The sequence below is a fragment of the Aminobacter aganoensis genome (assembly GCF_014206975.1).
Classification (GTDB): domain Bacteria; phylum Pseudomonadota; class Alphaproteobacteria; order Rhizobiales; family Rhizobiaceae; genus Aminobacter; species Aminobacter aganoensis.
The window spans coordinates 786,772-808,914 of the sequence record NZ_JACHOU010000001.1; the positions used below are offsets into that span (position 1 = coordinate 786,772).

Genomic DNA, 22,143 nt, shown 5'->3' on the forward strand with positions numbered 1-22,143 from the left:
GCCCAAGGAGCTCAGGTCACGCCCGCCCACCACGGACAGACGGATGCCAGAAAGTGGTGGCCCTCTCGATCAGGGCGACCACGCCATAGAAGACGGAACCGGCCAGAGCCGCAACAGCGATCTCCGCCCAGACCATGTCGACATTCATGCGCCCGATCTCGGTCGAGATGCGGAAGCCCATGCCGACGATTGGCGTGCCGAAGAATTCGGCGACGATAGCGCCGATCAGCGCCAGCGTGGAGTTGATCTTCAACGCGTTGAAGATGAACGGTGCTGCCGCCGGCAGGCGCAGCTTGAACAGCGTCTGCCAGTAGTTGGACGCATAGGTGCGCATCAGGTCGCGCTCCATGTGTCCCGATGCGGCGAGGCCGGCAACCGTGTTCACCAGCATCGGGAAGAAGGTCATGATGATGACCACGGCCGCCTTCGACTGCCACTCGAAGCCGAACCAGATCACCATGATCGGGGCGACGCCGATGATCGGCAGCGCCGACACCATGTTGCCAATCGGCAGAAGCCCTTTGCGCAGGAAGGGCACGCGGTCGGCCAGGATCGCGACCGCGAAACCCGACGCGCAGCCGACGATGTAGCCGAACAACACAGCCTTGAAGATCGTCTGGCGCACGTCGGCGGCAAGCGTCGGCAGCGAGGCGCCGATGCGCGCCGCAATCGCGCTCGGCGGCGGCAGCAGGATGAAGGGAATGCCCGCCCCGCGCGTCACCGCTTCCCAGATGATCAGGATCCAGGCGCCGAAGATCGCCGGGATCACCAGGCGCAGCAACGTCCTGGCCTGCTGCGACACCGGCCTATGAGCCGACAGCACCGCCACGCAGCGCCACGCCAGCAGCCACGCGGCGGTCAGCAGCAGGAAGTACGGCGTGCGTGCCATGCCTTCATTGCCCGAGATGCCCGCAATCAGCAGCCACGCGGCCCCATGCGCCCCGATGAAAAGCACGGCAGCGCTGGCGAGGCCGGAAAACATGGCGAAGGAGGCCACGCCGCTCAACGCGACGAGCCCGATGACAAGCGACGACATGCCGTTCGACATCGGCGCCGTGGCCTCGGTCGCAAGCATCGGCATCGTCGCCATGGCGGCGGCGCACAGCACCAGCGCCAGCAAGACTTGCCAGGAGGGTTTGGAATTCATCATGCCGGCCTCCCGCCCATCGAACGTTCGACAAGCCTGCCGACGATCCCCACCAGCACAACCAGCATGGCCGCGACCACCGAGCCGGCGACGAGTGCTGCCCACATGTCGATGGTCTGGCTGTAATAGGAGCCGGCGAGCAGCTTGGCGCCGATGCCGGCCACCGCCCCGGTCGGCAGCTCACCGACGATCGCGCCGACGAGGCTTGCCGCCACCGCCACCTTCATCGAGGCGAACAGGAACGGCACCGAGGCCGGCACGCGCAGCTTCCAGAAGGTCTGCGATTTGCTCGCATTGTAGGTGTGCATCAGGTCGAGATGCATGAGATCGGGCGAACGCAGGCCCTTCACCATACCGACGGCGACGGGGAAGAACGACAGGTAGGTCGAGATCAGCGCCTTGGGGATCAGGCCGGTGATGCCGATCGCCGCCAGCACGACGATGATCATCGGCGCGACAGCCAGGATCGGGATCGTCTGCGAGGCAATGATCCACGGCATCAGCGAGCGGTCGAGCGCGATGACATGCACGATGCCGACGGCGATCAGGATGCCGAGTGCAGTGCCGAAAGTGAAGCCCAGCAGCGTCGACGACAGCGTCACCCACGAATGGTAGACGAGGCTGCGCGCGCTGGTGACCTTCCTGAGGAAGGTGTTTTCAAAGAAATTCTGCGCCACCTGGTGCGGCGCCGGCATGGTCGGCTTCGGCTGCGACAGCGTCTTGCCGATGAATTCCATCGTCGTCGGCGTCTCGCCCGCCCGCCGGTCGAGATCGCGCTGGAACGGCGCGTTCATGTAGACGGCGAAGGCATACCAGGCGGCCACGATGACCACGAGGATGGTGATGACGGGAACGACCCGGTCTCTGAGGCGATCCATCAGTGGACCTCCCGAGGCTGGCGGCTGCACATCTTAGGTTCCTTGATGTTCATGGGCGCGCCCTCTCAAGGCCAAGCCGCTGCCGAAGGGTGCTGACGATGTATTCACCCTCGCCGGAGTCTACGCCCTTGGCCACCTGGATTGTCTTCGCGCCGTAATCGAAGGCCACTGAAGACGGATCCCCTTGGCGGCTCCACTGTGATCCACTCCCCTCTTTCCAGCGGAGCTTTGTGATGGAGGCCGGATTGAACCTGCGTGTGCGCGACCAGAAGAGCAGCCGGTAGGAATGCGTCAACGCAACGCTGGTCGCCCCGATCACCTCGGCACCGAAAATCTGCCACACGAGAGTGCCGACGGCCCCAATCCAGCCCAACGCCCATGCGCATAGCCAGAACAGCAGAAAACCCTGTGCCCCACCCTGCGCTACACCGAGCTGATTGAACGCCATGACTCCGCCGGCAGTCCACGCGCCTAGCCACACCAGCAGAAAGGCCAACCCAAATGCGTTACGGCTGGGAGGCACGCGCAAGATAACCTCGCCATTGATGTTCGAAGTTGTAATCCGCGACGTACGAGGATCCTCGAACCCCATGTCAGTCGTCATAGCTGTGCCCAGCCCTGAGCCCATCGCGGACGCGCGCGGCGATCGCCAGGAACTCCGGGCTCTCGCGGATGTCGAGTGGTCTTTCCGCTGGCAGCGTCGACTCGATCACGTCGGTCACCCGCCCCGGCCGCGGCGACATCACCACGATGCGCGTCGAGAGATAGACGGCCTCGGGAATCGAATGCGTGACGAAGCAGATCGTCTTGTTGGTCTGCGCCCACAGCCGAAGCAGCTGTTCGTTGAGGTGGTCGCGAACGATCTCGTCGAGCGCGCCGAAGGGCTCGTCCATCAACAGCAGGTCGGCGTCGAAGGCGAGCGCTCGCGCAATCGAGGCGCGCTGCTGCATGCCGCCGGACAGTTGCCAAGGATATTTCTTCTCGAAGCCGGAGAGGTTGACCAGATCCATCGTGCGCTTGATGCGCGCCTGCTGCTCGGCCTTGGGCAGGCCGATGATCTCCAGCGGCAGCCCGACATTGCTTTCGATCGTCCGCCACGGAAACAGCGCGGCTGCCTGGAACACGTAGCCATAAGCCCGCGCCTCGCGCGCCTGCTCGGGCGACATGCCGTTGATCGAGATCTTGCCTTCGGTCGGCTGCTCGAGATCGGCAATGACCCGCAGGAACGTCGTCTTGCCGCAGCCCGAAGGCCCGATGAAGGAGACGAACTCGCCCTTGTTGATGGTCAGATTGACGTCCGACAGCGCCCGCACCGGGCCGTCATTGGTCTGGAAGGTCAGCCCCAGTTGTCTGGCTTCGACGACGGCGTTTCGTTCGACGCTCGTCGCCGTGGCTTGATTGACTGTCATGAGCATTGCCCGACTTTACCCCACATCATGCCATCCTCTCCGAAGATGAGGCAGGCGTCCACTTGATCGGGATGTTTTTGCTGGCCTTGAAGCCGGATGTCGTTCCGGCGCCATCCTTGCGGCCGCAAGGCGCGGCCGCCATCCCTGTTCGGTACACGGAGATTGCCTGCGCGCAGGCGCGTCTACACGCCCGTCGCCGGGATGCCTGTGCGTTCGACCTTGCGCGGCGCGGTGATCTCCTTCCACTGCGACAGCGCCCGGTTGACCGCCGCATGCGGCTCGCGGGCCACGAACTCGCCGTGACCGGGATTGGCCTTGATCTCGTGCTCCTGGATCGCCAGCTCGCCGCGGGTGAAGACGAAGCGCGGCAGGCCGGTCAGCTCGATGCCCTCGAAGACGTTGTAGTCGATCACCGACTGCTGGTGCTTGGCCGCGATCGTCTTCTTGCGCTTGGGATCCCACACCACGAGGTCGGCATCCGCGCCTTCGACGATGGCGCCCTTCTTGGGATACATGTTGAGGATCTTGGCGATGTTGGTCGAGGTCACCGCCACGAACTCGTTCATCGTCAGACGGCCGGTGTTGACGCCCTTGGTCCACAAGACAGGCATGCGGTCCTCGAGGCCGCCGGTGCCGTTGGGGATCTTGGTGAAGTTGCCGACGCCGGTGCGCTTCTGCTGGGTCGTGAACGAGCAATGGTCGGTCGCCACCACCTGCAGCGACCCCGCCTGCAGGCCGGCCCACAGCGAATCCTGGTGCAGCTTGTTGCGGAAGGGCGGGCTCATCACCCGGCGTGCCGCATGGTCCCAGTCCTTGTTGAAATATTCGGTCTCGTCGAGCACCAGGTGCTGGATCAGCGGCTCGCCATAGACGCGCATGCCCTTCTGCCGGGCCCGGCGGATCGCCTCATGCGCCTGCTCGCAGGAAGTATGCACGACATAGAGCGGGCTGCCCACCATGTCGGCGATCATGATGGCGCGGTTGGTCGCCTCGCCCTCCACTTCCGGCGGCCGCGAATAGGCATGCGCCTCCGGCCCGTTGTTGCCTTCGGCCAGAAGCTTGGCCGACAGTTGGGCCACCACGTCGCCGTTTTCGGCATGCACCAGCGGCAGCGCGCCGAGCTCGGCGCAACGCTTGAACGACGAGTACATCTCGTCGTCGTCGACCATCAGCGCGCCCTTGTAGGCCATGAAGTGCTTGAACGAGGTGATGCCCTTGTCGACGACCTGGGCCATCTCGTTGAACACCTGCTCGCCCCACCAGGTTATGGCCATGTGGAACGAGTAGTCGGAGCACGCCTTGGAGGTCTTGTTGTCCCACATCTGCAGCGCTTCGAGCAGCGACTGGCCCGGCGACGGCAGGCAGAAATCGACCACCATCGTCGTGCCGCCGGAGAGTGCCGCGCGCGTGCCGCTCTCGAAGTCGTCGGCCGAATAGGTGCCCATGAAGGGCATTTCGAGATGGGTGTGCGGGTCGATGCCGCCCGGCATGATGTAGCAGCCGGTGGCGTCGAATTCGTGGTCGGCATGCAAGTTCTCGCCGATGGCGACGATCTTGCCATGCTGGACCAGCACGTCGGCCTTCCACGTCCGGTCCGCCGTGACGATGGTGCCGTTTCGGATGACTTTGGTCATTTTGGTTCCCCAATTGCTGCCACGCTTCTTTCCGAGCGCTTTGGCAAATTTTCAGATCATATAAGGACAGGCACTCCGCACAGGCAAAGCGCAAGCAGCCCTTCCCCCTTGGGGGAAAGGCCATCCTGCGCGGCAATGTCGGTCCAACAATTCACTCCACGATCTCCGCGGTCTCGACCACGGCATGAAACAGCACGTCGCAGCCGGCGGCGGCCCATTCGGGATAGATTTCCTCGGCCTCGTTGTGGCTCAGCCCGTCGACGCAGGGGCAGAAGACCATCGCCGTCGGCGCGACGCGGTTGATCCAGCAGGCATCGTGGCCGGCACCCGAGACGATGTCGCGATGGCTGTAGCCGAGCCGGTCGGCGGCGTCGCGCACCGCCTTGACGCAATCAGTGTCGAAGGCAACGGGGTCGAAATGGCCGACCTGCTCGATCTCGAAGGAGATGTCGAGCGCCTCGCAGATGGTGGCGATGCCCTCGCGCACGCGCCCGTCCATCGCATCCAGCACCTCCTTTTCCGGCGAGCGGATGTCGATGGTGAAGACGGTGCGCCCGGCGATGATGTTGCGCGAGTTGGGATAGACCTCCATGTGGCCGACGGCACCGACGGCGTCGGGTTGGTAGTCCATCGCCACCTCGTGCACCAGTTCGGTCACCCGCGCCATGCCCAGGCCGGCGTTGCGGCGCTTGTACATCGGCGTCGAGCCGGTATGCGCTTCCATGCCGGTCAGCGTCACCTGCAGCCATTTGAGCCCCTGGCCATGGGTCACCACGCCGATCTCGATCTCCTCGTCCTCGAGGATCGGCCCCTGCTCGATGTGCAGCTCGAAGAACGCCTTCATCTTGCGGGCGCCGACCTTTTCGGAACCTTTCCAGCCGATACGTTCCAGCTCATCGCCGAAATGCTTGCCGTGCGCATCCTGGCGTGCATAGGCCCAGTCCTGCTCCAGCACGCCGGCAAACACGCCGGAAGCCAGCATGGCCGGCGCAAAGCGCGTGCCCTCTTCGTTGGTCCAGTTGGTCACGACGATCGGATGCTTGGTCTTGATGCCGAGGTCGTTGAGGCTGCGGATGACCTCGAGCCCGCCGAGCACGCCGAGCACGCCGTCGAACTTGCCGCCCGTCGGCTGGGTGTCGAGATGGCTGCCCACATAGACCGGCAGCGCCGCGGGATCGGTGCCTTCGCGGCGGGCAAACATCGTGCCCATCTCGTCGACGCCCATTTCGAGGCCGGCCTCGTCGCACCATTTCTTGAACAGGTGGCGGCCTTCGCCATCCTCGTCGGTCAGCGTCTGGCGATTGTTGCCGCCGGCGATGCCGGGGCCGATCTTCGCCATCTCCATCAGCGAATCCCACAAACGGTCTGAATTGATTCGCAGATTCTCGCCTGGGGCGGCCATGGCCAACGTCCTCTCATTCTCTTGTTATGCCCGGAAACCCAGCGGTTCCCGGCGCCGGATTTCCTTCGGTGGCTTTCGCCCGGAGCCCCATCCACGGACGGGACCCCTTTTTGTCTCTCGGAGCCGTCTCCGGAGAGCATGGACGCCCTCCGGGTTCAAGCTCCGTTGGTCAGTCGATCGTCCGCAGCACCTCGCGGACGTGATCGATCAGTTCGTCGATCTGGCCCTTGGTGATGATCAGCGGCGGCGACAGCGCGATGATGTCGCCGGTGGTGCGGATCAGCGCGCCGCGCTCGAACGCCTTCACGAAGGCCGAGAAGGCGCGCTTGGTCGGTGCGCCGGCAATCGGCGACAGCTCGATCGCGCCGATCAGGCCGATGTTGCGGATGTCGATGACATGCGGCTCGTCCTTCAGCGAATGCAGCGCCTCTTCCCAATAGGCGCCGAGTTCGGCGCCGCGGGTCAGGAGCCCCTCTTCCTTGTAGGTGTCGAGCGTGGCCAGTGCCGCGGCCGAGGCAATCGGATTGCCCGAATAGGTGTAGCCGTGGAAGAACTCGATCATGTGCTCGGGGCCGGTCATGAAGGCGTCGTGGATTTCCTTCTTCACGAACACCGCGCCCATCGGGATGACGCCGTTGGAGACGCCCTTGGCGGTGGTGATGATGTCGGGGACGACGCCGAAATAATCGGCTGCGAACGGCGTGCCGAGACGGCCGAAACCGGTGATGACCTCGTCGAAGATCAGCAGGATGCCGTGCTTGGTGCAGATGTCGCGCAGCTTCTGCAAATAGCCCTTCGGCGGGATCAGCACGCCGGTGGACCCGGCGACCGGCTCGACGATGACGGCGGCGATGGTCGAGGCGTCATGCAGGGTTACGATGCGCTCGAGCTCATCGGCCAGCTCCGCGCCATATTCCGGCTCGCCCTTGGTGAAGGCGTTCTTGGCGGGCAGGTGCGTGTGCGGCAGGTGATCGACGCCGCCCAGAAGCGTGCCGAACATCTTGCGGTTGGTGACGATGCCGCCGACCGAGATGCCGCCGAAATTGACGCCGTGATAGCCGCGCTCGCGGCCGATGAGGCGGGTACGCGCGCCCTCGCCCTTCACGCGCTGGTAGGCGATCGCCATTTTCAGCGCGGTCTCGACCGATTCCGAACCGGAATTGGTGAAGAACACGTGGTCCATGCCCTGCGGCGCGATGTCGACGAGGCGGTTGGCCAGTTCGAAGACGATCGGGTGGCCCATCTGGAAAGCCGGCGCGTAGTCGAGCTCGGCCGCCTGTTTCTGGATCGCCTCGGTGATCTTGGGCCGGCAGTGGCCGGCATTGACGCACCACAGACCGGCGGTGCCATCGAGAATCTTGCGGCCGTCGCTCGATGTGTAATGCATGTCCTTGGCCGCAACCATCATGCGTGGCGCCTGCTTGAACTGCCTGTTCGAGGTGAACGGCATCCAGAATGCGCTGAGATCGTTGGGCGTAACTTTTAGCCTGTCCGACATGACCAAGCTTTCCTTTCTTCCCCTGTTTCGGTACGGCCAACGCTTGGTCTTCGGTGCGTTTTTGTGTTACGCAATTTTTTGACCGATTGGACAAACGTTAGCACCGCCGCTTCGGCGGTCAAGGGATTACTACCGGAAATGCGGCTTCTGAGGCGCGCTCCACAGGTCGGCAAGAACTGGTCCAGCGGATTGGTCCAGATACGATCTCCGTCCACCCTCCAATGCGGGACGCCATAACCATGGAAGGCTCGACACCGCGCGGCCGTACCCGCATCCAGAAAGAGAAGCGCGAGGTCATTCTCGAAGCGGCGCTGGAGGTGTTCTCCACCAATGGGTTCCGCGGTTCGACCATCGACCAGATCGCCGAGGCGGCGGGCATGTCGAAGCCCAATTTGCTCTATTATTTCCGCCGCAAGGAAGACATCCACGAGACGCTGATGCACCGGCTGCTGGAAACCTGGCTGGCGCCGCTGAAGGAACTCGACAACATCGGCGACCCGATGACCGAGTTGCGGGGCTACATCAGGCGCAAGCTCGAAATGGCGCGTGATTTTCCGCGCGAAAGCCGGCTCTTCGCCAACGAGATCCTGCAGGGCGCGCCCCGCATCATGGCGATGCTCGAAGGCGAGCTGAAGACACTGGTCGACGAAAAGGTCGACGTCATCAAGGGCTGGATGCGATCAGGCAAGGTCGTCCAGGCCGATCCCTGGCACCTGATCTTCGCGATCTGGGCCACGACCCAGCACTATGCCGATTTCGACGTCCAGGTCCGCGCCGTCCTCGGCCCCGACCGCGGCGGCGAAGGCCGCTTCGAAGACGCCGCCCGCTTCCTCGAACAGCTGTTCATCGAAGGACTTAGGCCGAAAAGCTGAATCGGTGCGGCATCTTGCGGCTTCGTTCAAATGCTGTCGTTGCATGCAACCAGATATTGAAAAATCGGATTGTACTCTCGTCAGCCTGAGTTGGATGACTAGATGGCCACCCTGCGGATTGCACTCCTGATTGACGCCGACAATTTGCCGCCAAGCCGGGCACCGGAAATGTTGGCAAGAGCCAGGTCTCTGGGCCACGTCGTAGTCAGAAAGGTCTTCGGTGACTTCTCCGCAGGCCGGCTCGCAGAGTGGATCGAGCAATGCCAGTCCATGGCGCTTGAGCCGGTTTTCCAGATCTCCAGCGGTAAGGGCAAGAACTCGACCGACATGGCCATGACGATCCATGCGATGGACCTACTCCACGGCGACCTTGTCGATGCCTTTTGCATAGCATCCAGCGACCGCGATTTTCTACCCCTCATCCACCGGTTGGTCGGATCTGCCAAGGAGGTCCATGGTATCGGCGAGGCCAAGACCAACGACGCTGTGAAAAAGGCCTACACTGCCTTTTTTGAACTTGGCGCAGAGCCGAAGCAGGCACCCCTCTCGGCCACCACATCGGCACACTCCGGGTCGAAATCGCCTGGCAATGCACGCCTCCTCGCTGCCTTGGACAAGATAGAGCCCATGTCGGCCGTAAGCGATTGGTTTGTGCTATCGACACTTTCCAACGCACTTCGCAAAGCCGATCCAGCGCTCGCTGCCTCATTTTGCGGAAAAGGCAAATTCCTGAAAAATCTCAGGGCCTGCGGTCTCTTCGTTGAAAAGGGCAGCGGCGCGACAATGCAAGTTTGCCTTCGGACAAATGGCAGACAGCACTCGCCATGACCTTCGCAATAGCACCACAAACTTCCGCCGAACTACAAGTGCGAGGCCGGGCGCAGCCAGTTCCGCTCAGGCAGCCCTGGCTTCGGCCACCGGATGCACGGCGTGGAACGTCACGCACAGCCGGTTCCAGGTGTTGATCATACCCAGCGCCACAGTCAGCTTGACCAGTTCCTCTTCGGAGAAATGCTTGCGCGCCGCGGCGAACAGTTCGGCCGACACGCCGGCCTCGGCGATGTTGGTGACCGTCTCGGCCCAGGAAAGCGCCATGCGCTCGCGCTCGGTGAAGAGCGGCGATTCCTTCCACGCTGCGACGAGCCAGAGCCGCTGTTCGGTTTCGCCGTCCGCCTTGGCTTCACGGCTGTGCATGTCGACGCAATAGGAGCAGCCGTTGATCTGGGACGCCCTGAGCTTGACCAGGTGCAGCAGGCCGCGCTCGAGCCCGCATTCGTCGACAGCCTTGTTGAGCGCGACCAGATGCTTGGTCAATTCGGGTGCTGCGGTGTAGAAATTCAGCCTGGGCTTCATGGCATCTTCCTTTCGTTGATCGTTCTTGTCTTGGAACTCTGCGGCCGCTGGTTCTGCGCCACGAAGGCGCAACTGGCGGCCACGACGCGCGGATCGGCATCCGCGGTGAAATCGGCAACGATGTCAGACAGCCGCGTTTCGGCGAGCGCCGTCCGGTAGGCCCGTTCGGCCTTGAGCATGGCGACGTTGATGCCGCAGGGTTTGACATAGGCCGAGGCGTCCAGCGCATAGGCGCCTTTCTGCCGGATCTCGCCGCAGCGGAACGCCGGCTCCCTGCCCTCGACAGCAAGCACGATGTCGAGCAGCGTGATCTGCTCCGCCGAACGCGCCAGCCGGTAGCCGCCATTCGGCCCGGGCACCGATTCCAGGATCTTCGCGCCGGTCAGCGCCTTGAGGTGCTTGAGCAGGTAGCTCGGCGACTGGCCGAAGGCCTCGGCCATGGCATTGCCCGGCAGCGTGCCGTCGCCCTCGACGCCCGCCAGCATCGCCGCGCAATGGATCGCCGCCTCCACGCCGTCGCCAAGCTTCATGACCGCACATTCCTATTCATGGATATCTGTTATCATGGATATCTATTATCCACAATAGAAGCATGAACCAAGGATGAGGATCGTTTTCGCAGGCCTGCTCGATGTCGGATGCGTCTGGCCTAAGTGGCCCCGGTGACGTGGCTGAGTACGCAGTGCCATCTGGTCCCGCGGCGGACGAAGACGTCGGTGGTCCATTCGTCAGCCGTGAAGGCTTGGCCGCGGAAATGGCCGCTGTTCAACATCCGCGCGGTGTAGAGCGCGGTCGCGCCGTAGGTCTCGACCCTGGCGTCGCCAATGCCGTGCATGGCGTCGTGGGCCAGGTCGCCCGAGGCGACCAGGGCGAGAAAATCCGCCCTGGACGTCGCGCCGTCGGGGCCGACGATCACCCACTCGTCGGCCATGAAGGCGCCGATGGCGGCGGCATCGTTGGACACGATCGCCTCCGCCCAGGCAAGAGCGAGTTCAACAATCTCGCCCTTGTCGTCCACGGCTTGCCGCTCCTACTCCGCCGCCACCTTGGCCATCGGGTTGTTGGGATGCGTCGTCCAGTTGGCATAGTTGGGCGACACCGGCTTGCCGGTGCGCTTGTCCATCGCTCCGACCGCCAGCGGCTCCATGGTGATGCAGCCGTCAACCGGGCAGACATTGACGCACAGATTGCAGCCGACGCATTCTTCCTCGATCACCTCGAAGTGGCGCGCGCCGTCGAGCATGCTGGTGATCGCCTGGTGCGAGGTGTCCTCGCAGGCGATGTGGCAGCGACCGCACTTGATGCAGGCGTCCTGGTCGATATGCGCCTTGGCGACGTAGTTGAGGTTGAGATACTGCCAGTCGGTGACGTTGGGCGTGGCGCGGCCGACGATGTCGTCGAGCGAACGGTGGCCCTTTTCGTCCATCCAGTTTTCGAGGCCGGCGATCATCTCCTGCACGATCTTGAAGCCGTAGGTCATGGCGGCCGTGCAGACCTGCACGTTCCCAGCGCCGAGCGCCATGAACTCGGCTGCATCGCGCCAGGTGGTGATGCCGCCGATACCCGAGATCGGCAGGCCCGCCGTCTCCGGGTCGCGCGCAATCTCGGCCACCATGTTCATGGCGATCGGCTTGACCGCTGGGCCGCAATAGCCGCCATGGCTGCCCTTGCCGTCGATGGTCGGCTGTGGCGCGAAGCTGTCGAGGTCGACGCCGGTGATCGAGTTGATGGTGTTGATCAAAGACACCGCGTCGGTGCCGCCGGCAAGTGCGGCGCGCGCGGGCTTGCGCACGTCGGTGATGTTGGGCGTCAGCTTGGTGATGACGGGCATGCGGGTGTTCTGCTTGCACCAGCGCACCACCATCTCGATATATTCGGGCACCTGGCCAACGGCCGCGCCCATGCCGCGTTCCGACATGCCATGCGGGCAGCCGAAATTGAGCTCGATGCCGTCGGCGCCGGTTTCCTCGACCACCGGCAGGATCGCCTTCCAGGCTTCCTCGACGCAGGGCACCATCAGCGACACGACGATCGCCCGGTCGGGCCACTCCATCTTGGTCTGCTTGATCTCGCGCAGATTGGTCTGCAGGTCGCGGTCGGTGATCAGCTCGATATTGTTGAGGCCGAGCAGGCGCCGGTCGGCGCCCCAGATCGCGCCATAGCGCGGGCCGTTGACGTTGACGACCGGCGGGCCTTCCTCGCCGAGCGTCTTCCACACGACGCCGCCCCAGCCCGCCTTGAAGGCGCGGACGACGTTGTAGGCCTTGTCGGTCGGCGGCGCGGACGCCAGCCAGAACGGGTTGGGCGACTTGATGCCGACGAAATTGTTGCGAATGTCTGCCATCGTGGCCTCCCTTAGCTCATCAAGGCGCGGTTGATGGATTCAGCCGCGTCGCGGCCGGCGGCCACGGCAGCCACGGTCAAATCCTCGCGGGCGTCGACGACACAGTCGCCGCCGGCCCAGACCTTGGCGAGCGACGTCCGCCCCTCTCCGTCCACCTTGATGCGCCCGCCTTCCATCGCGACCGACGGGCCGCTGCCGTTGAGCGCCGCGGGTTCGAAGCTCTGGCCGATCGCTTTGAACACCTGGTCGGCGGCGAGCCGGACGATCTCGCCCGTGCCGGAAAGCTTGTCGCCCTTCATGGCGGTGTATTCGAGTTCGATGGCAACCACCTTGCCTCCGTCCGAAATGACCTTCTTCGGCTGCAGCCAGTGGCGGATGACGACACCGTTGGCAGCCGCCAGATCCTGCTCGAATCCCGAAGCGTTCATGTGCTCCTGGCCGCGGCGGTAGCAGATCGTCACCTCCTCGGCGCCGAGCAGCTTGGACTGCACGGCAGCGTCGACCGCCGTCATGCCGCCGCCGATGACGACGACCCGGCGTCCGACCGGCAGGCCGGCAAGATCGCTCGACTGGCGCAGCACCGAGATGAAGTCGACGGCGTCGGAGACGCCGCTGGCGTCCTCGCCTTCGGCGCGCAAAGCATTGACGCCGGCAAGGCCGAGGCCGAGAAACACCGCGTCGTAGGACGCGGTCAGATCGGCGAGATGATAGTCGCGCCCGAGCGCCTTGCCGTTTTCGGTGTTGATGCCGCCGATCGCGGTGACGTAGTCGACCTCTGCCTGGGCGAAGTCGTCGGTGCTCTTGTAGGCGGCGATGCCGTATTCGTTGAGGCCGCCGGCCTTGGGCCGCGCTTCGAGGATGGTGACCTCATGGCCGTAGCGGGCGAGCCTGTGAGCGGCGGCGAGACCGGCCGGCCCGGCGCCCACGACGGCGACCTTCTTGCCGGTCGGCGCGGCGCGCTCATAGAACTGCTTGCCCTGCCCCATCGCCACGTCGGTGGCGTAGCGCTGCAGGCGGCCGATCTGCACCGGCTTGCCCTCGGCGACCTCGCGGACGCAGACCTCCTCGCACAGCGTCTCGGTCGGGCAGACACGGGCGCACATGCCGCCGAGAATGTTCTGGTCGAAGATAGTCTTGGCCGAGCCGATCGGATTTCCGGTCGAGATCTGGCGGATGAACATCGGGATGTCGATCGACGTCGGGCATGCCTGCATGCACGGCGCATCGTAGCAGAAATAGCACCGATCGGACTCGACCAGCGCCTCGTGGTGGTCGAGCGGCGGGTGCAAGTCGGAGAAATTGTCAGCGTATTGCGCAGGCGCAAGGCGGCCGCCGACGATGCCTTCCTTGAAAAGACCTTCTGCCATTCCAGTTCCCCAATTTCTTTTGGTTTTGAGGAAGCGTAACACTTTCTATTTTTTTATCAATTGGTCAATTTTCGAGCTAACCAATTGAAAACACGCAAAAATAACATGACTTTCACAGTCATGATTTGCATCAAATGTTTGCTGCACCGCAGTAAATTTCGCGATGCTGTCGGAATTCCGTCCGGGTCGGCGTCCTATGATGGTTCCGCTGCGTCACCGGCGCCACCCGAATGCCGGCGATGGACGGCAGTCATGCAAGGGAGCCACATCATGCCCCACACCCCGCAATCCTTCTTCTGGTACGAACTGATGACGACCGACCTCGACGCCGCCGAGGCCTTCTACACAGCCGTCGTCGGCTGGCGCGCCGAGCCCTTCGACAAGACGCCGGGCATGCCGCGCTACATCGTGGTCAATGCCGGCGACCGCGGTGTCGGCGGGCTGATGACCCTGCCCGACGACGCCAGGAAGATGGGCATGCCGCCCGCCTGGCTCGGCTATATCCACACCGGAGACGTCGATGCCTCCGTGGCCTCGCTGACCAAGGCCGGCGGCGCCGTCCACCGGGCACCCGACGACATCCCCGGCGTCGGCCGCTTCGCTGTCGTCGCCGATCCGCAAGGCGCGACCTTCATGTTCCTGCAGCCGAATGGCCCGGATCAGCCTGCAATGCCGCTGGACACGCCGGGAAATGTCGGCTGGCACGAACTGTTCACCACCGACTGGCAGAAGGCGCTCGATTTCTACTCCGGTCAGTTCGGCTGGGGCAAGGACGACCAGTTCGACATGGGCGACATGGGCATCTACCAGATGTTCAACGCCGGAGCCGGCATGATCGGCGGCATGATGAACAAGCCCGCGCAGATACCGGTACCGGTCTGGCTGTTCTACTTCAACGTCCCCGCAATCGACGCCGCCACCAAGCGTGTCACCGACAATGGCGGCAAGGCGCTGATGGGCCCGATGCAGGTACCCGGCGGCCAGTGGATCGTGCAATGCCAGGACCCGCAGGGCGCGCATTTCGCCTTGCTGGCGCCGGTGAAGTAGGCGGAGCGGTGCGCCTTGCTGCCTTCTCCCCTTGTGGGAGAAGGCAGGGCACGCGCAGTGCCCGTCATCCCATCCTTCGCGCCCCGCTCGGCTGCTTGCCCCGCTCAGTCGCCTCAGTGCCTTGGCACCGCCAGCCGCCGCAAGGCCCGGGCTTGGGGGCTCATCACCCAGCGAGGAGAACCGACCTCCCGCCAGCCCGGCACCGGCGCTTCCCCCCGATGCCCGGTGCGCACCGGGGTCCCGTGGAAGATCGCGAGGAGGATGATACGGGAGGTGGAGAGGGTGTGGAAAAACGGTCGCGGTTTGTCCACGCTGGTTGCTGACAGATGGTGACAGTCTGCGCGTGGCAGGCGGGCCATTCTGCACCGCAGCCGCAACTGCTATTTCACGGCATGGCAACTGTGTCTATGCCGTAACGACGAAGCTGGAGCTACAGTCCAAGACGAGGGAGCGCAGAACACTGAACCCATGGGCGAAACAGCATATGCCCCTCCCGAAGCGACGGCCGGCATGGCGGAAAATCAACGCAACAGCGAGGATAAGCCTCCCCGCCTCCCGCAAGCATTTCGTGGTCCTCGTGGACAAGAACCCGATCGCCCCAATATCGCAGGACGGCTGGAGAACTGAGCACGAGTTCGAACCAGTCCCCTCCGTCCTTGTAGGGATCGCCGGCACCCCCGGTCATGCCTTGCAGTCTGAACAGGCCGTCCCGCACGCTCTTGCAAAAGACGTGCCACACCAGCCGCTGCCCTTCGAACAGGACATGAATCTCGTCCTGATTGGCTTGGTCAACCTCGATAGAGTAAGGCCCGTTGGAGGATAGGAACGGGATGGACCGCCGCCCAAAGTCGGCAATTTCATGGTCCCAGATCCTTGTCTCTTCTCCCATTGATCCCCCTAGGACTGCATGCGGATACCACACCTCTTGTGGCTCAGCCTAAAGGATAGACGCTCCCGAACCGAATCGAGATTGCCGAAATGTTGAGGAACAGCAGCTCTCCGCCTCACCCCTCCGGCGTCACGTCATGCGCGCCGCCCTTGCCGAGGCTGATGACCGGTTCCATGGCGTCGAAGGCGCTGGGCGGCAGGTGGCACTTGATCTGGTGGCCGCCGCCAAGCTCGCGCACGGGCGGAACCTGGGTCTCGCAGAGATTGCCCGGGACCTGGCTCTTGTAGCGGCAGCGGGTCTGGAACGGACAGCCTGTAGGCGGGTTCATGGCCGAAGGAATGTCGCCCTCCAGCACGATGTGCTTCTTCACCACTGACGTATCGGCGATCGGGATCGCCGACAGCAGCGCCTCGGTATAGGGATGGTAGGGCGGCGAGAAGATCTGGTCGGTCGTGCCCTGCTCGACGATGTGGCCGAGATACATGACGACGACGCGGTCGGCGATGTAGCGCACCACCGAAAGGTCGTGGCTGATGAACAGCATCGTCGTCTTCGACTTGCGCTGGATGTCCATCAAAAGTTCGGTGACCGCGGCCTGGACGGAGACGTCGAGCGCCGACACCGGCTCATCGGCCACCACCACCCTGGCCTGGCCGGCGAAGGCGCGGGCGACGCCGATGCGCTGCTTCTGCCCGCCGGAGAGCTGGCGCGGCATGCGCTCGGCGAACGCGCGGGGGAGTTTGACGAGGTCGAGCAGCTCCAGCATGCGCTGCTTGCGGTCGCCGGCGGTCTTGCCGATCTTGAATTTTTCCAGCGTGCGGATGATCTGCGAACCGACCGAATGGCTCGGGTTGAGCGTGTCGAAGGGGTTCTGGAACACCATCTGGATCGCCGACACGGTACCGACGTCGCGCCCCTCGATGCCGGTCGACTGGATTTCCTTGTTGCCGAGCAGCACCTTGCCGGAGCTGGCCGTCTCGAGCCCGAGCAGTACCTTGGCGAGCGTGGACTTGCCGCAGCCGCTCTCGCCGACGATGGCGACGGTCTCGGATTCGCGCGCCTCGAAGCTGATGGTCTCGTTGGCCTTGACCACCCTGCCCTCGCTCGAGCCGAAGACCTCGCTGCCGCCGACGCGGTAGTATTTCCTGAGGTCGTCGATCTTGAGCACCGGGGCCCCCGGCTTGACCGGCTCGTGCTTCTTTTCGGCACCCGGCGGCATGGCCGCCCAGTCGATCTCGTTGAAGCGCACGCAGCGGCTGAAATGCCCGGCATGGCCGGCGACCGGGATCATCGGGATCTCGTCGGCGTTGCACAGCCCCTCGACGAAGTGGTGGCAGCGCGGGCCGAAATTGCAGCCTTTGGGACGCTGATGCGGCAGCGGCAGCTGGCCGGGAATGGCGACCAGGGGCCGCGAATTCTTGTCGGCGCCGGGCAACGGGATCGAACGGAACAGCCCTTGCGTATAGGGATGGCGCATCCGGTCGAACACGTCCTTGATCGAGCCGGTCTCGACCGCCTCGCCCGAATACATCACCGTGATGCGGTCGCAGGTCTCGAGGATCAGGCCGAGATTGTGCGACACGAAGATCATCGAGGTGCCGAACTGCTTGCCGAGCCCCTTGACCAGCTGGACGATGCCGGCCTCGACGGTGACGTCGAGCGCCGTCGTCGGCTCGTCGAGCAGGAGCAGTGCGGGCTTGGACAACAGCGCCATGGCGATGACGATGCGCTGCTGCTGGCCGCCGGAGAGCTGGTGCGGGAAGGAACGCATCATCCGCTCGGGGTCGGGCAGCTTGACCGAGCGGACCATTTCGAGCGCGCGTGTGTAGGCCTCCTCCTTCGACACCTTGTCGTGGATCATCGGCACTTCCATCAGTTGCTGGCCGACCTTCATCGCCGGGTTCAGGCTCGCCATCGGCTCCTGGTAGATCATGGCGATCTTGTTACCGCGGATGGAGCGCAGCTCCTCGTCGGACATGTCGCCCATGTCCTTGCCCTGGAACTTGATGCGGCCGCCGACGATCTTTCCGATGTTGGAAAGGTCGCGCATGATGCCGAGCGACACGGTCGACTTGCCGCAGCCGCTCTCGCCGACGATGCCCATCGCCTCGCCCGGCATGACGGTGCAGGAAAAGTCCATCACCGCGGGGATTTCGCCGCGCCGGGTGAAGAACGAGATCGACAGGTTCTCGATCTCGATGATCGGTTCGGCGGCGGCGTTTCTGACGGTCTCGTTCATGGGAGCCTCCATCAGTCCTTCATCGATTGTTCGCGCAGCGCATCGGCCAGAAGGTTGAGGCCGAGCACGAAGGACATCAGCGCAATTGTCGGCGGCAGTGCCGGGTGAATGAAGGAGCGCAGCAGGCGGCTGGCATCCTTGATCGCGGTGCCCCAGTCGGGGCTTTCAGGCGCCAGGCCGAGGCCGAAATAGCCGAGCGTGCCGAGCAGGATGGTGGTGTAGCCGATGCGCAGGCAGGCATCGACGATCAGCGGCCCGCGTGCGTTGGGCAGGATTTCCCACAGCATGATGTACCACGGGCTCTCGCCGCGGGTCTGGGCGGCGGCGACGTAGTCGCGCGTCTTGATGTCCATGGTGAGACCCCGCACGATGCGGAACACGCCGGGGCTGGAGGCGAAGACGACGGCGACGAAGATGTTGAGCTGGTTGGGGTCGATCGAGATGATGCCGAGCGGGTCGGCGTCGAAGACGAGGCCGACATAGACCCAGCCGCCGAGCAGCAGCGTCAGGCCGAGCAGCAGGTAGATGCGTTCGGGCCGGCTCTTGAAGCGGGTGTAGAACAGCACCGAAAAGAAGATGATCGGAAACAGGAAGAAGACGCCGGCCATGGCATAGGGGATCGGCGTGTCCATGATGCCGGGCGTGACCAGCAGGTAGAACAGCAGGATGACCGGGAAGGCCAGGACCAGATTGGCGAGGAACGACAGAAACGAGTCGATCCGCCCGCCATAATAGCCCGCCGGCAGGCCGAGTGTTATGCCGACCATCAGCGCGAAGGCGGTTGCCGCGGGCGCGATGATCAGCACGATCTGGCTACCGAAGACCATGCGCGAGAACACGTCGCGGGAGAGCTTGTCGCCGCCGAACAGGTAGACCTGCTTGGAGGCCGGCTCGATGGCGCCGGGCAGTGCGTCCTTCATGATCGGGATCTGGGCGAGCGGGTCGAACGGCGCCACCTGGGCGGCGAAAATCGCCGTGAACAGCCAGAAAAAGCAGATCGAAACGCCGGCAATGCCGACGCCGCTGTCGAAGAGCTGGCCGTAGAGGCCGAGATGCTTGCGGAAGTTGAAGCTGGCGACCAGCACAATGGCCATCGCCAGCCACACCGGCCAGAAGCGGGCGAGTACGCCCAGGAAGACCTGGAAGGCGCCGATGAATTCGATCTGCATGCGGCCGTCTCCCTACTGAACGCGGATGCGTGGATTGAGGTAGGCGTAGCCGACATCGGAGATCAGCTGGGTGATCAGCACGATGAAGACGGAGACCAGCGAACAGCCGAGCAGGAGGTCGATGTCGTTGTTGCCGGCAGCCTCGACCAGCGTGTAGCCAAAACCCTGGTAGCGGAACATCACCTCGACGATGACGACGCCGGTGAGCAGCCACGGGAACTGCAGCATGATGACCGTGAACGGCGCGATCAGCGCGTTGCGCAGCGCATGCTTGACCACGACATTGCCGAAGGACAGGCCCTTCAGCCGCGCCGTGCGGATGTATTGCTGGGTCATCACCTCGACCATCGAGGCACGCGTCATGCGGGCGATGTAGCCGATGCCGTAGATGGCCAGCGTCATCACCGGCAAGGTGAAGTTGTAGAAGGTGATGCCCTGGCTGGCCGACGCCGCCGAGCCGTTGAGCCAGCCGAGCCAAGAGGCGAAGATGACGGTGAAGATGACGCCCGAGACGTATTCGGGCGTCGCCGTCGTCGCGATCGAGGCGACCGACAGCGTCCGGTCGGTGCGCGAGCCCTCGCGCATGCCGGCGAGGATGCCGATCAGCAGCGATATGGGCACCATGGTGACCAGCACCCAGAACATCAGGATGCCGGTGGAGCCGAGCGCCGGGAACAGCTTCGTCGAGACCTTGGTCTTGAACTTGGTCGAGCAGCCGAAATCGCCCTGCAGGACGCCGGAATAGGTCGGCACCGCCGGCTCGTTGCAGAAACGGAACCGCGCCACCGCCTGGCCGGTGGCCGGGTCGATGTTGGGCTGCTTCTGGACGACGCCGAGCCACTGGCCGTAGCGGATGAAGAAGTTCTGGCGGTAGCCGTTGCGCTGCAGCCAGCTTTCGAGCTGCTCGGCGGTGGTACGCATCTCGGTCTGGCTGATCGCCAGCTTCTTCAGATTGGGCTCGAGATTGATGAGGAAGAACACCACCAGCGTCAGGCACAGCATGGTCAGGACCATGGTGCCGAGGCGGCGCATTACGAAGGATAGCATTGGCGTCCCCTGCCTTTGTGGGTTTGGGGTCCGTGGCAGTCAACCCTGTCGCGGAAGGGTGGAGGGGTGTCGTCCACCCCTCCCCGATGTGCGGCCCAGGCTTACGCCTCGTCGAGCCACACCTTACCGTAGTCGTGCTCGAAGGTCGGGTGCATGCCGCCGCCCTTCACCGCAGCGACCGAGTGGTTGTAGAGCTTGCGCCAGTACGGCTGGATGATGATGCCGGCATCCTGCAGCGTCTGCTCGATGTCCTTCATCATTTCCTTGCGCTGGGCGACGTCGGCAACCGCGAGTGCCGCATTGAGCTTCTTGTCCCATTCCGGGTTCGACCAGGCGCTTTCGTTCCACGCCTCGCCGGTGCGATAGGCAAGCGCCAGGACCTGCACGCCGAGCGGGCGCATGTTCCAGTTGGTCATCGAGAACGGATACTTGGTCCAGTCGTTCCAGAAGGTCGAGCCCGGCAGGACGGTGCGCTTGACCTTGATGCCGGCCTCGCGCAGCTGGGCGGCGATGGCGTCGCCGGTGTTCTTGTGCCAGTCCTCGTCGACGGTGATCAGCTCGTGCTCGAAGTCGGCCTGGCCGGCTTCGGCCATCAGCTTCTTGGCTGCCTCGATGTCGCGGGTCTGCTTCGGCAGCTCGAAATATTCCGGGTGGATCGGCGCGACGTGGTGGTTTTCGGCGACCGCTCCGGCGTTGCCGTAGCCGAGTTGCAGCACCACCGCATTGTCGACGGCCTTGTGCAGCGCCTGCCGAACCTTCTGGTCGTCATAGGGCTTGTTGGCGACGTTGGTGCGGGCAACGATGGTCGCTGCGGTGACGACTTCCGACTTCACCAGGTCGAGACCGTCGAGGATCGAGACGTAGTCGGCCGAGGTCTCGAAGTTGGTATGGACCTCGTTGGCCTCGAAGGCGCTGACCATGGCGGCCGGATCGGTGCCGTAGTCGATCAGCTCGACGCCGTCGAGATAGACCTCGCCGTTCCACCACTTGTTGTCTTCGCGGCGCTTGTAGACGACCTTCTGGCCGACGTCGTAGGAGACCAGCTCGAACGGACCGGTGCCGATCGGGCAGGCAGCGAAGTCGCCGCCCTTCTCGTCGAAGGTGCGGTGCACGATGAGGCCGGGATAGTCGGTCATGTTCGGGATGATCGAGATGTCCGACGAGGTCAGCTTGAGCTTGACCGTCATGTCGTCGACCTTCTCGACCGAGCCTTCGCGCAGCTTGCCGGTCTTTTCGTCGACCAGCGTGCCGAGGCGGCCGGGCATCGAATTGCCTTCGGCGCTCTTGTCGGCCCAGCGGGTGATGTTGAAGATCACGTCGTCGGCGTTGAACGCATCGCCATTGCTCCAGGTCACGCCGGGACGGACGTGCAGGACATATTCGGTGGCGGTGTCGTTCACTTCCCAGCTCGCGAGCAGATAGGGCTCGAAGGTGTATTTGTCGGTGTACTTAACCAGCGGCTCGATCGCCTGGCGCTCGGCATTGGCGATCTCGGACCAGTCCGCCTTGCGCGGATCCTTGGGATCCTTGATCCACTGCGCGACTTTCAGCACGCCGCCCTTCTTGGCTTCCTGGGCGTGAGCCTCGGTCGGCACGGCGAGACCGATCATGCCATAGGCCATCGCGGCAGAGGCGCCGAAGGTCGTCGCCATCGCGAGGAATTCGCGACGGTCCATCTTGCCGTCGACAACGGCATTCGCCAGCTCACGGATGTGGCCGGGAACAAGATCAGAGTTGCTCTTGTAGAATGTCATTTCCGTCTCCCATTGAATTGGCCTGTAACGTTACCATTTCGCATCCGATTGCCGTTGTCAAAACGGGTGGATGTCGTCGTTCCCAGGTCCAAGG

19 protein-coding genes are annotated in these 22,143 nt (G+C 63.8%); 3 read left to right on the forward strand and 16 right to left on the reverse strand.

The annotated features are described in order from the left end of the window. Positions 1-16 precede the first annotated feature (16 nt). The 7 genes from GGR00_RS03880 to aptA all read right to left on the reverse strand — a co-directional run bounded on the left by GGR00_RS03880 (position 17) and on the right by aptA (position 7,968). On the reverse strand, positions 17-1,150 hold the full coding sequence (locus GGR00_RS03880) for an ABC transporter permease (RefSeq protein ID WP_055969842.1): 1,134 nt from the start codon (positions 1,148-1,150) through the stop codon (positions 17-19). Further along, positions 1,147-2,025: an ABC transporter permease gene (locus GGR00_RS03885; protein WP_055969846.1), complete on the reverse strand. Its 879-nt coding sequence runs from the start codon at positions 2,023-2,025 to the stop codon at positions 1,147-1,149. The genes GGR00_RS03880 and GGR00_RS03885 overlap by 4 nt, the downstream gene beginning before the upstream one ends. Before the next feature lie 49 nt (positions 2,026-2,074). After that, entirely contained in the window at positions 2,075-2,629 is a 555-nt protein-coding gene (locus tag GGR00_RS03890) for a hypothetical protein (RefSeq protein WP_156381061.1), read from the reverse strand. Beyond that, positions 2,619-3,440 (reverse strand): ABC transporter ATP-binding protein, encoded by an 822-nt coding sequence (locus tag GGR00_RS03895; RefSeq protein WP_184117359.1) that lies wholly within the window; start codon positions 3,438-3,440, stop codon positions 2,619-2,621. The genes GGR00_RS03890 and GGR00_RS03895 overlap by 11 nt, the downstream gene beginning before the upstream one ends. Before the next feature lie 176 nt (positions 3,441-3,616). After that, a complete protein-coding gene (hydA, locus tag GGR00_RS03900) occupies positions 3,617-5,068 on the reverse strand; it encodes a dihydropyrimidinase (RefSeq protein ID WP_055969852.1) in 1,452 nt (483 codons plus the stop codon). 151 nt (positions 5,069-5,219) lie between these two features. After that, the gene (locus GGR00_RS03905; protein ID WP_055969855.1) at positions 5,220-6,470 is read right to left on the reverse strand and encodes a Zn-dependent hydrolase; all 1,251 of its coding nucleotides are present in this window, start codon (positions 6,468-6,470) and stop codon (positions 5,220-5,222) included. Between the two features lie 169 nt (positions 6,471-6,639). After that, positions 6,640-7,968: an omega-aminotransferase AptA gene (gene aptA, locus GGR00_RS03910; protein WP_055969871.1), complete on the reverse strand. Its 1,329-nt coding sequence runs from the start codon at positions 7,966-7,968 to the stop codon at positions 6,640-6,642. A gap of 239 nt (positions 7,969-8,207) precedes the next feature. On the opposite strand from aptA, the gene GGR00_RS03915 reads away from it, so the two are divergent. Together GGR00_RS03915 and GGR00_RS03920 are read left to right on the forward strand one after the other, a co-directional pair. After that, positions 8,208-8,840: a TetR family transcriptional regulator C-terminal domain-containing protein gene (locus GGR00_RS03915; protein WP_055970613.1), complete on the forward strand. Its 633-nt coding sequence runs from the start codon at positions 8,208-8,210 to the stop codon at positions 8,838-8,840. A gap of 102 nt (positions 8,841-8,942) precedes the next feature. Then, a complete protein-coding gene (locus GGR00_RS03920; protein ID WP_055969874.1) occupies positions 8,943-9,668 on the forward strand; it encodes an NYN domain-containing protein in 726 nt (241 codons plus the stop codon). Between the two features lie 66 nt (positions 9,669-9,734). Here GGR00_RS03920 and GGR00_RS03925 read toward each other — a convergent pair whose 3' ends face one another. From GGR00_RS03925 to GGR00_RS03945, 5 genes are all read right to left on the reverse strand, one after another. Further along, entirely contained in the window at positions 9,735-10,193 is a 459-nt protein-coding gene (locus GGR00_RS03925) for a carboxymuconolactone decarboxylase family protein (protein ID WP_055969877.1), read from the reverse strand. Further along, positions 10,190-10,723, reverse strand: a complete 534-nt coding sequence (locus GGR00_RS03930) for an RrF2 family transcriptional regulator (RefSeq protein WP_055969880.1) — start codon at positions 10,721-10,723, stop codon at positions 10,190-10,192. Before GGR00_RS03930 ends, GGR00_RS03925 begins: the two co-directional genes overlap by 4 nt. Before the next feature lie 119 nt (positions 10,724-10,842). Further along, positions 10,843-11,211, reverse strand: coding sequence for a nuclear transport factor 2 family protein (locus tag GGR00_RS03935; RefSeq protein ID WP_055969883.1), 369 nt, complete (start codon positions 11,209-11,211; stop codon positions 10,843-10,845). A 12-nt stretch (positions 11,212-11,223) separates the two neighbouring features. Beyond that, on the reverse strand, positions 11,224-12,537 hold the full coding sequence (preA, locus tag GGR00_RS03940; protein WP_055969887.1) for an NAD-dependent dihydropyrimidine dehydrogenase subunit PreA: 1,314 nt from the start codon (positions 12,535-12,537) through the stop codon (positions 11,224-11,226). 11 nt (positions 12,538-12,548) lie between these two features. Continuing rightward, complete coding sequence (locus tag GGR00_RS03945; RefSeq protein ID WP_055969890.1) at positions 12,549-13,904, reverse strand: NAD(P)-dependent oxidoreductase; 1,356 nt, start codon at positions 13,902-13,904, stop codon at positions 12,549-12,551. Between the two features lie 270 nt (positions 13,905-14,174). Between GGR00_RS03945 and GGR00_RS03950 the strand changes: the two genes are divergently transcribed. Next, the gene (locus tag GGR00_RS03950) at positions 14,175-14,951 is read left to right on the forward strand and encodes a VOC family protein (RefSeq protein WP_055969895.1); all 777 of its coding nucleotides are present in this window, start codon (positions 14,175-14,177) and stop codon (positions 14,949-14,951) included. 1,004 nt (positions 14,952-15,955) lie between these two features. Here the strand turns inward: GGR00_RS03950 and GGR00_RS03955 are convergent. The 4 genes from GGR00_RS03955 to GGR00_RS03970 form a co-directional block, all read right to left on the reverse strand. Continuing rightward, positions 15,956-18,079 (reverse strand): dipeptide ABC transporter ATP-binding protein, encoded by a 2,124-nt coding sequence (locus GGR00_RS03955; RefSeq protein ID WP_055970614.1) that lies wholly within the window; start codon positions 18,077-18,079, stop codon positions 15,956-15,958. An 11-nt stretch (positions 18,080-18,090) separates the two neighbouring features. After that, entirely contained in the window at positions 18,091-19,248 is a 1,158-nt protein-coding gene (locus GGR00_RS03960; RefSeq protein WP_055969901.1) for an ABC transporter permease, read from the reverse strand. Positions 19,249-19,260: 12 nt separating this feature from the next. Beyond that, positions 19,261-20,295 carry an ABC transporter permease gene (locus GGR00_RS03965; protein ID WP_184698005.1) on the reverse strand — a complete coding sequence of 345 codons (1,035 nt, stop codon included), beginning with the start codon at positions 20,293-20,295 and terminating at the stop codon, positions 19,261-19,263. Positions 20,296-20,396: 101 nt separating this feature from the next. Further along, positions 20,397-22,049 (reverse strand): ABC transporter substrate-binding protein, encoded by a 1,653-nt coding sequence (locus tag GGR00_RS03970; protein ID WP_055969904.1) that lies wholly within the window; start codon positions 22,047-22,049, stop codon positions 20,397-20,399. Between the last annotated feature and the right edge of the window lie 94 nt (positions 22,050-22,143).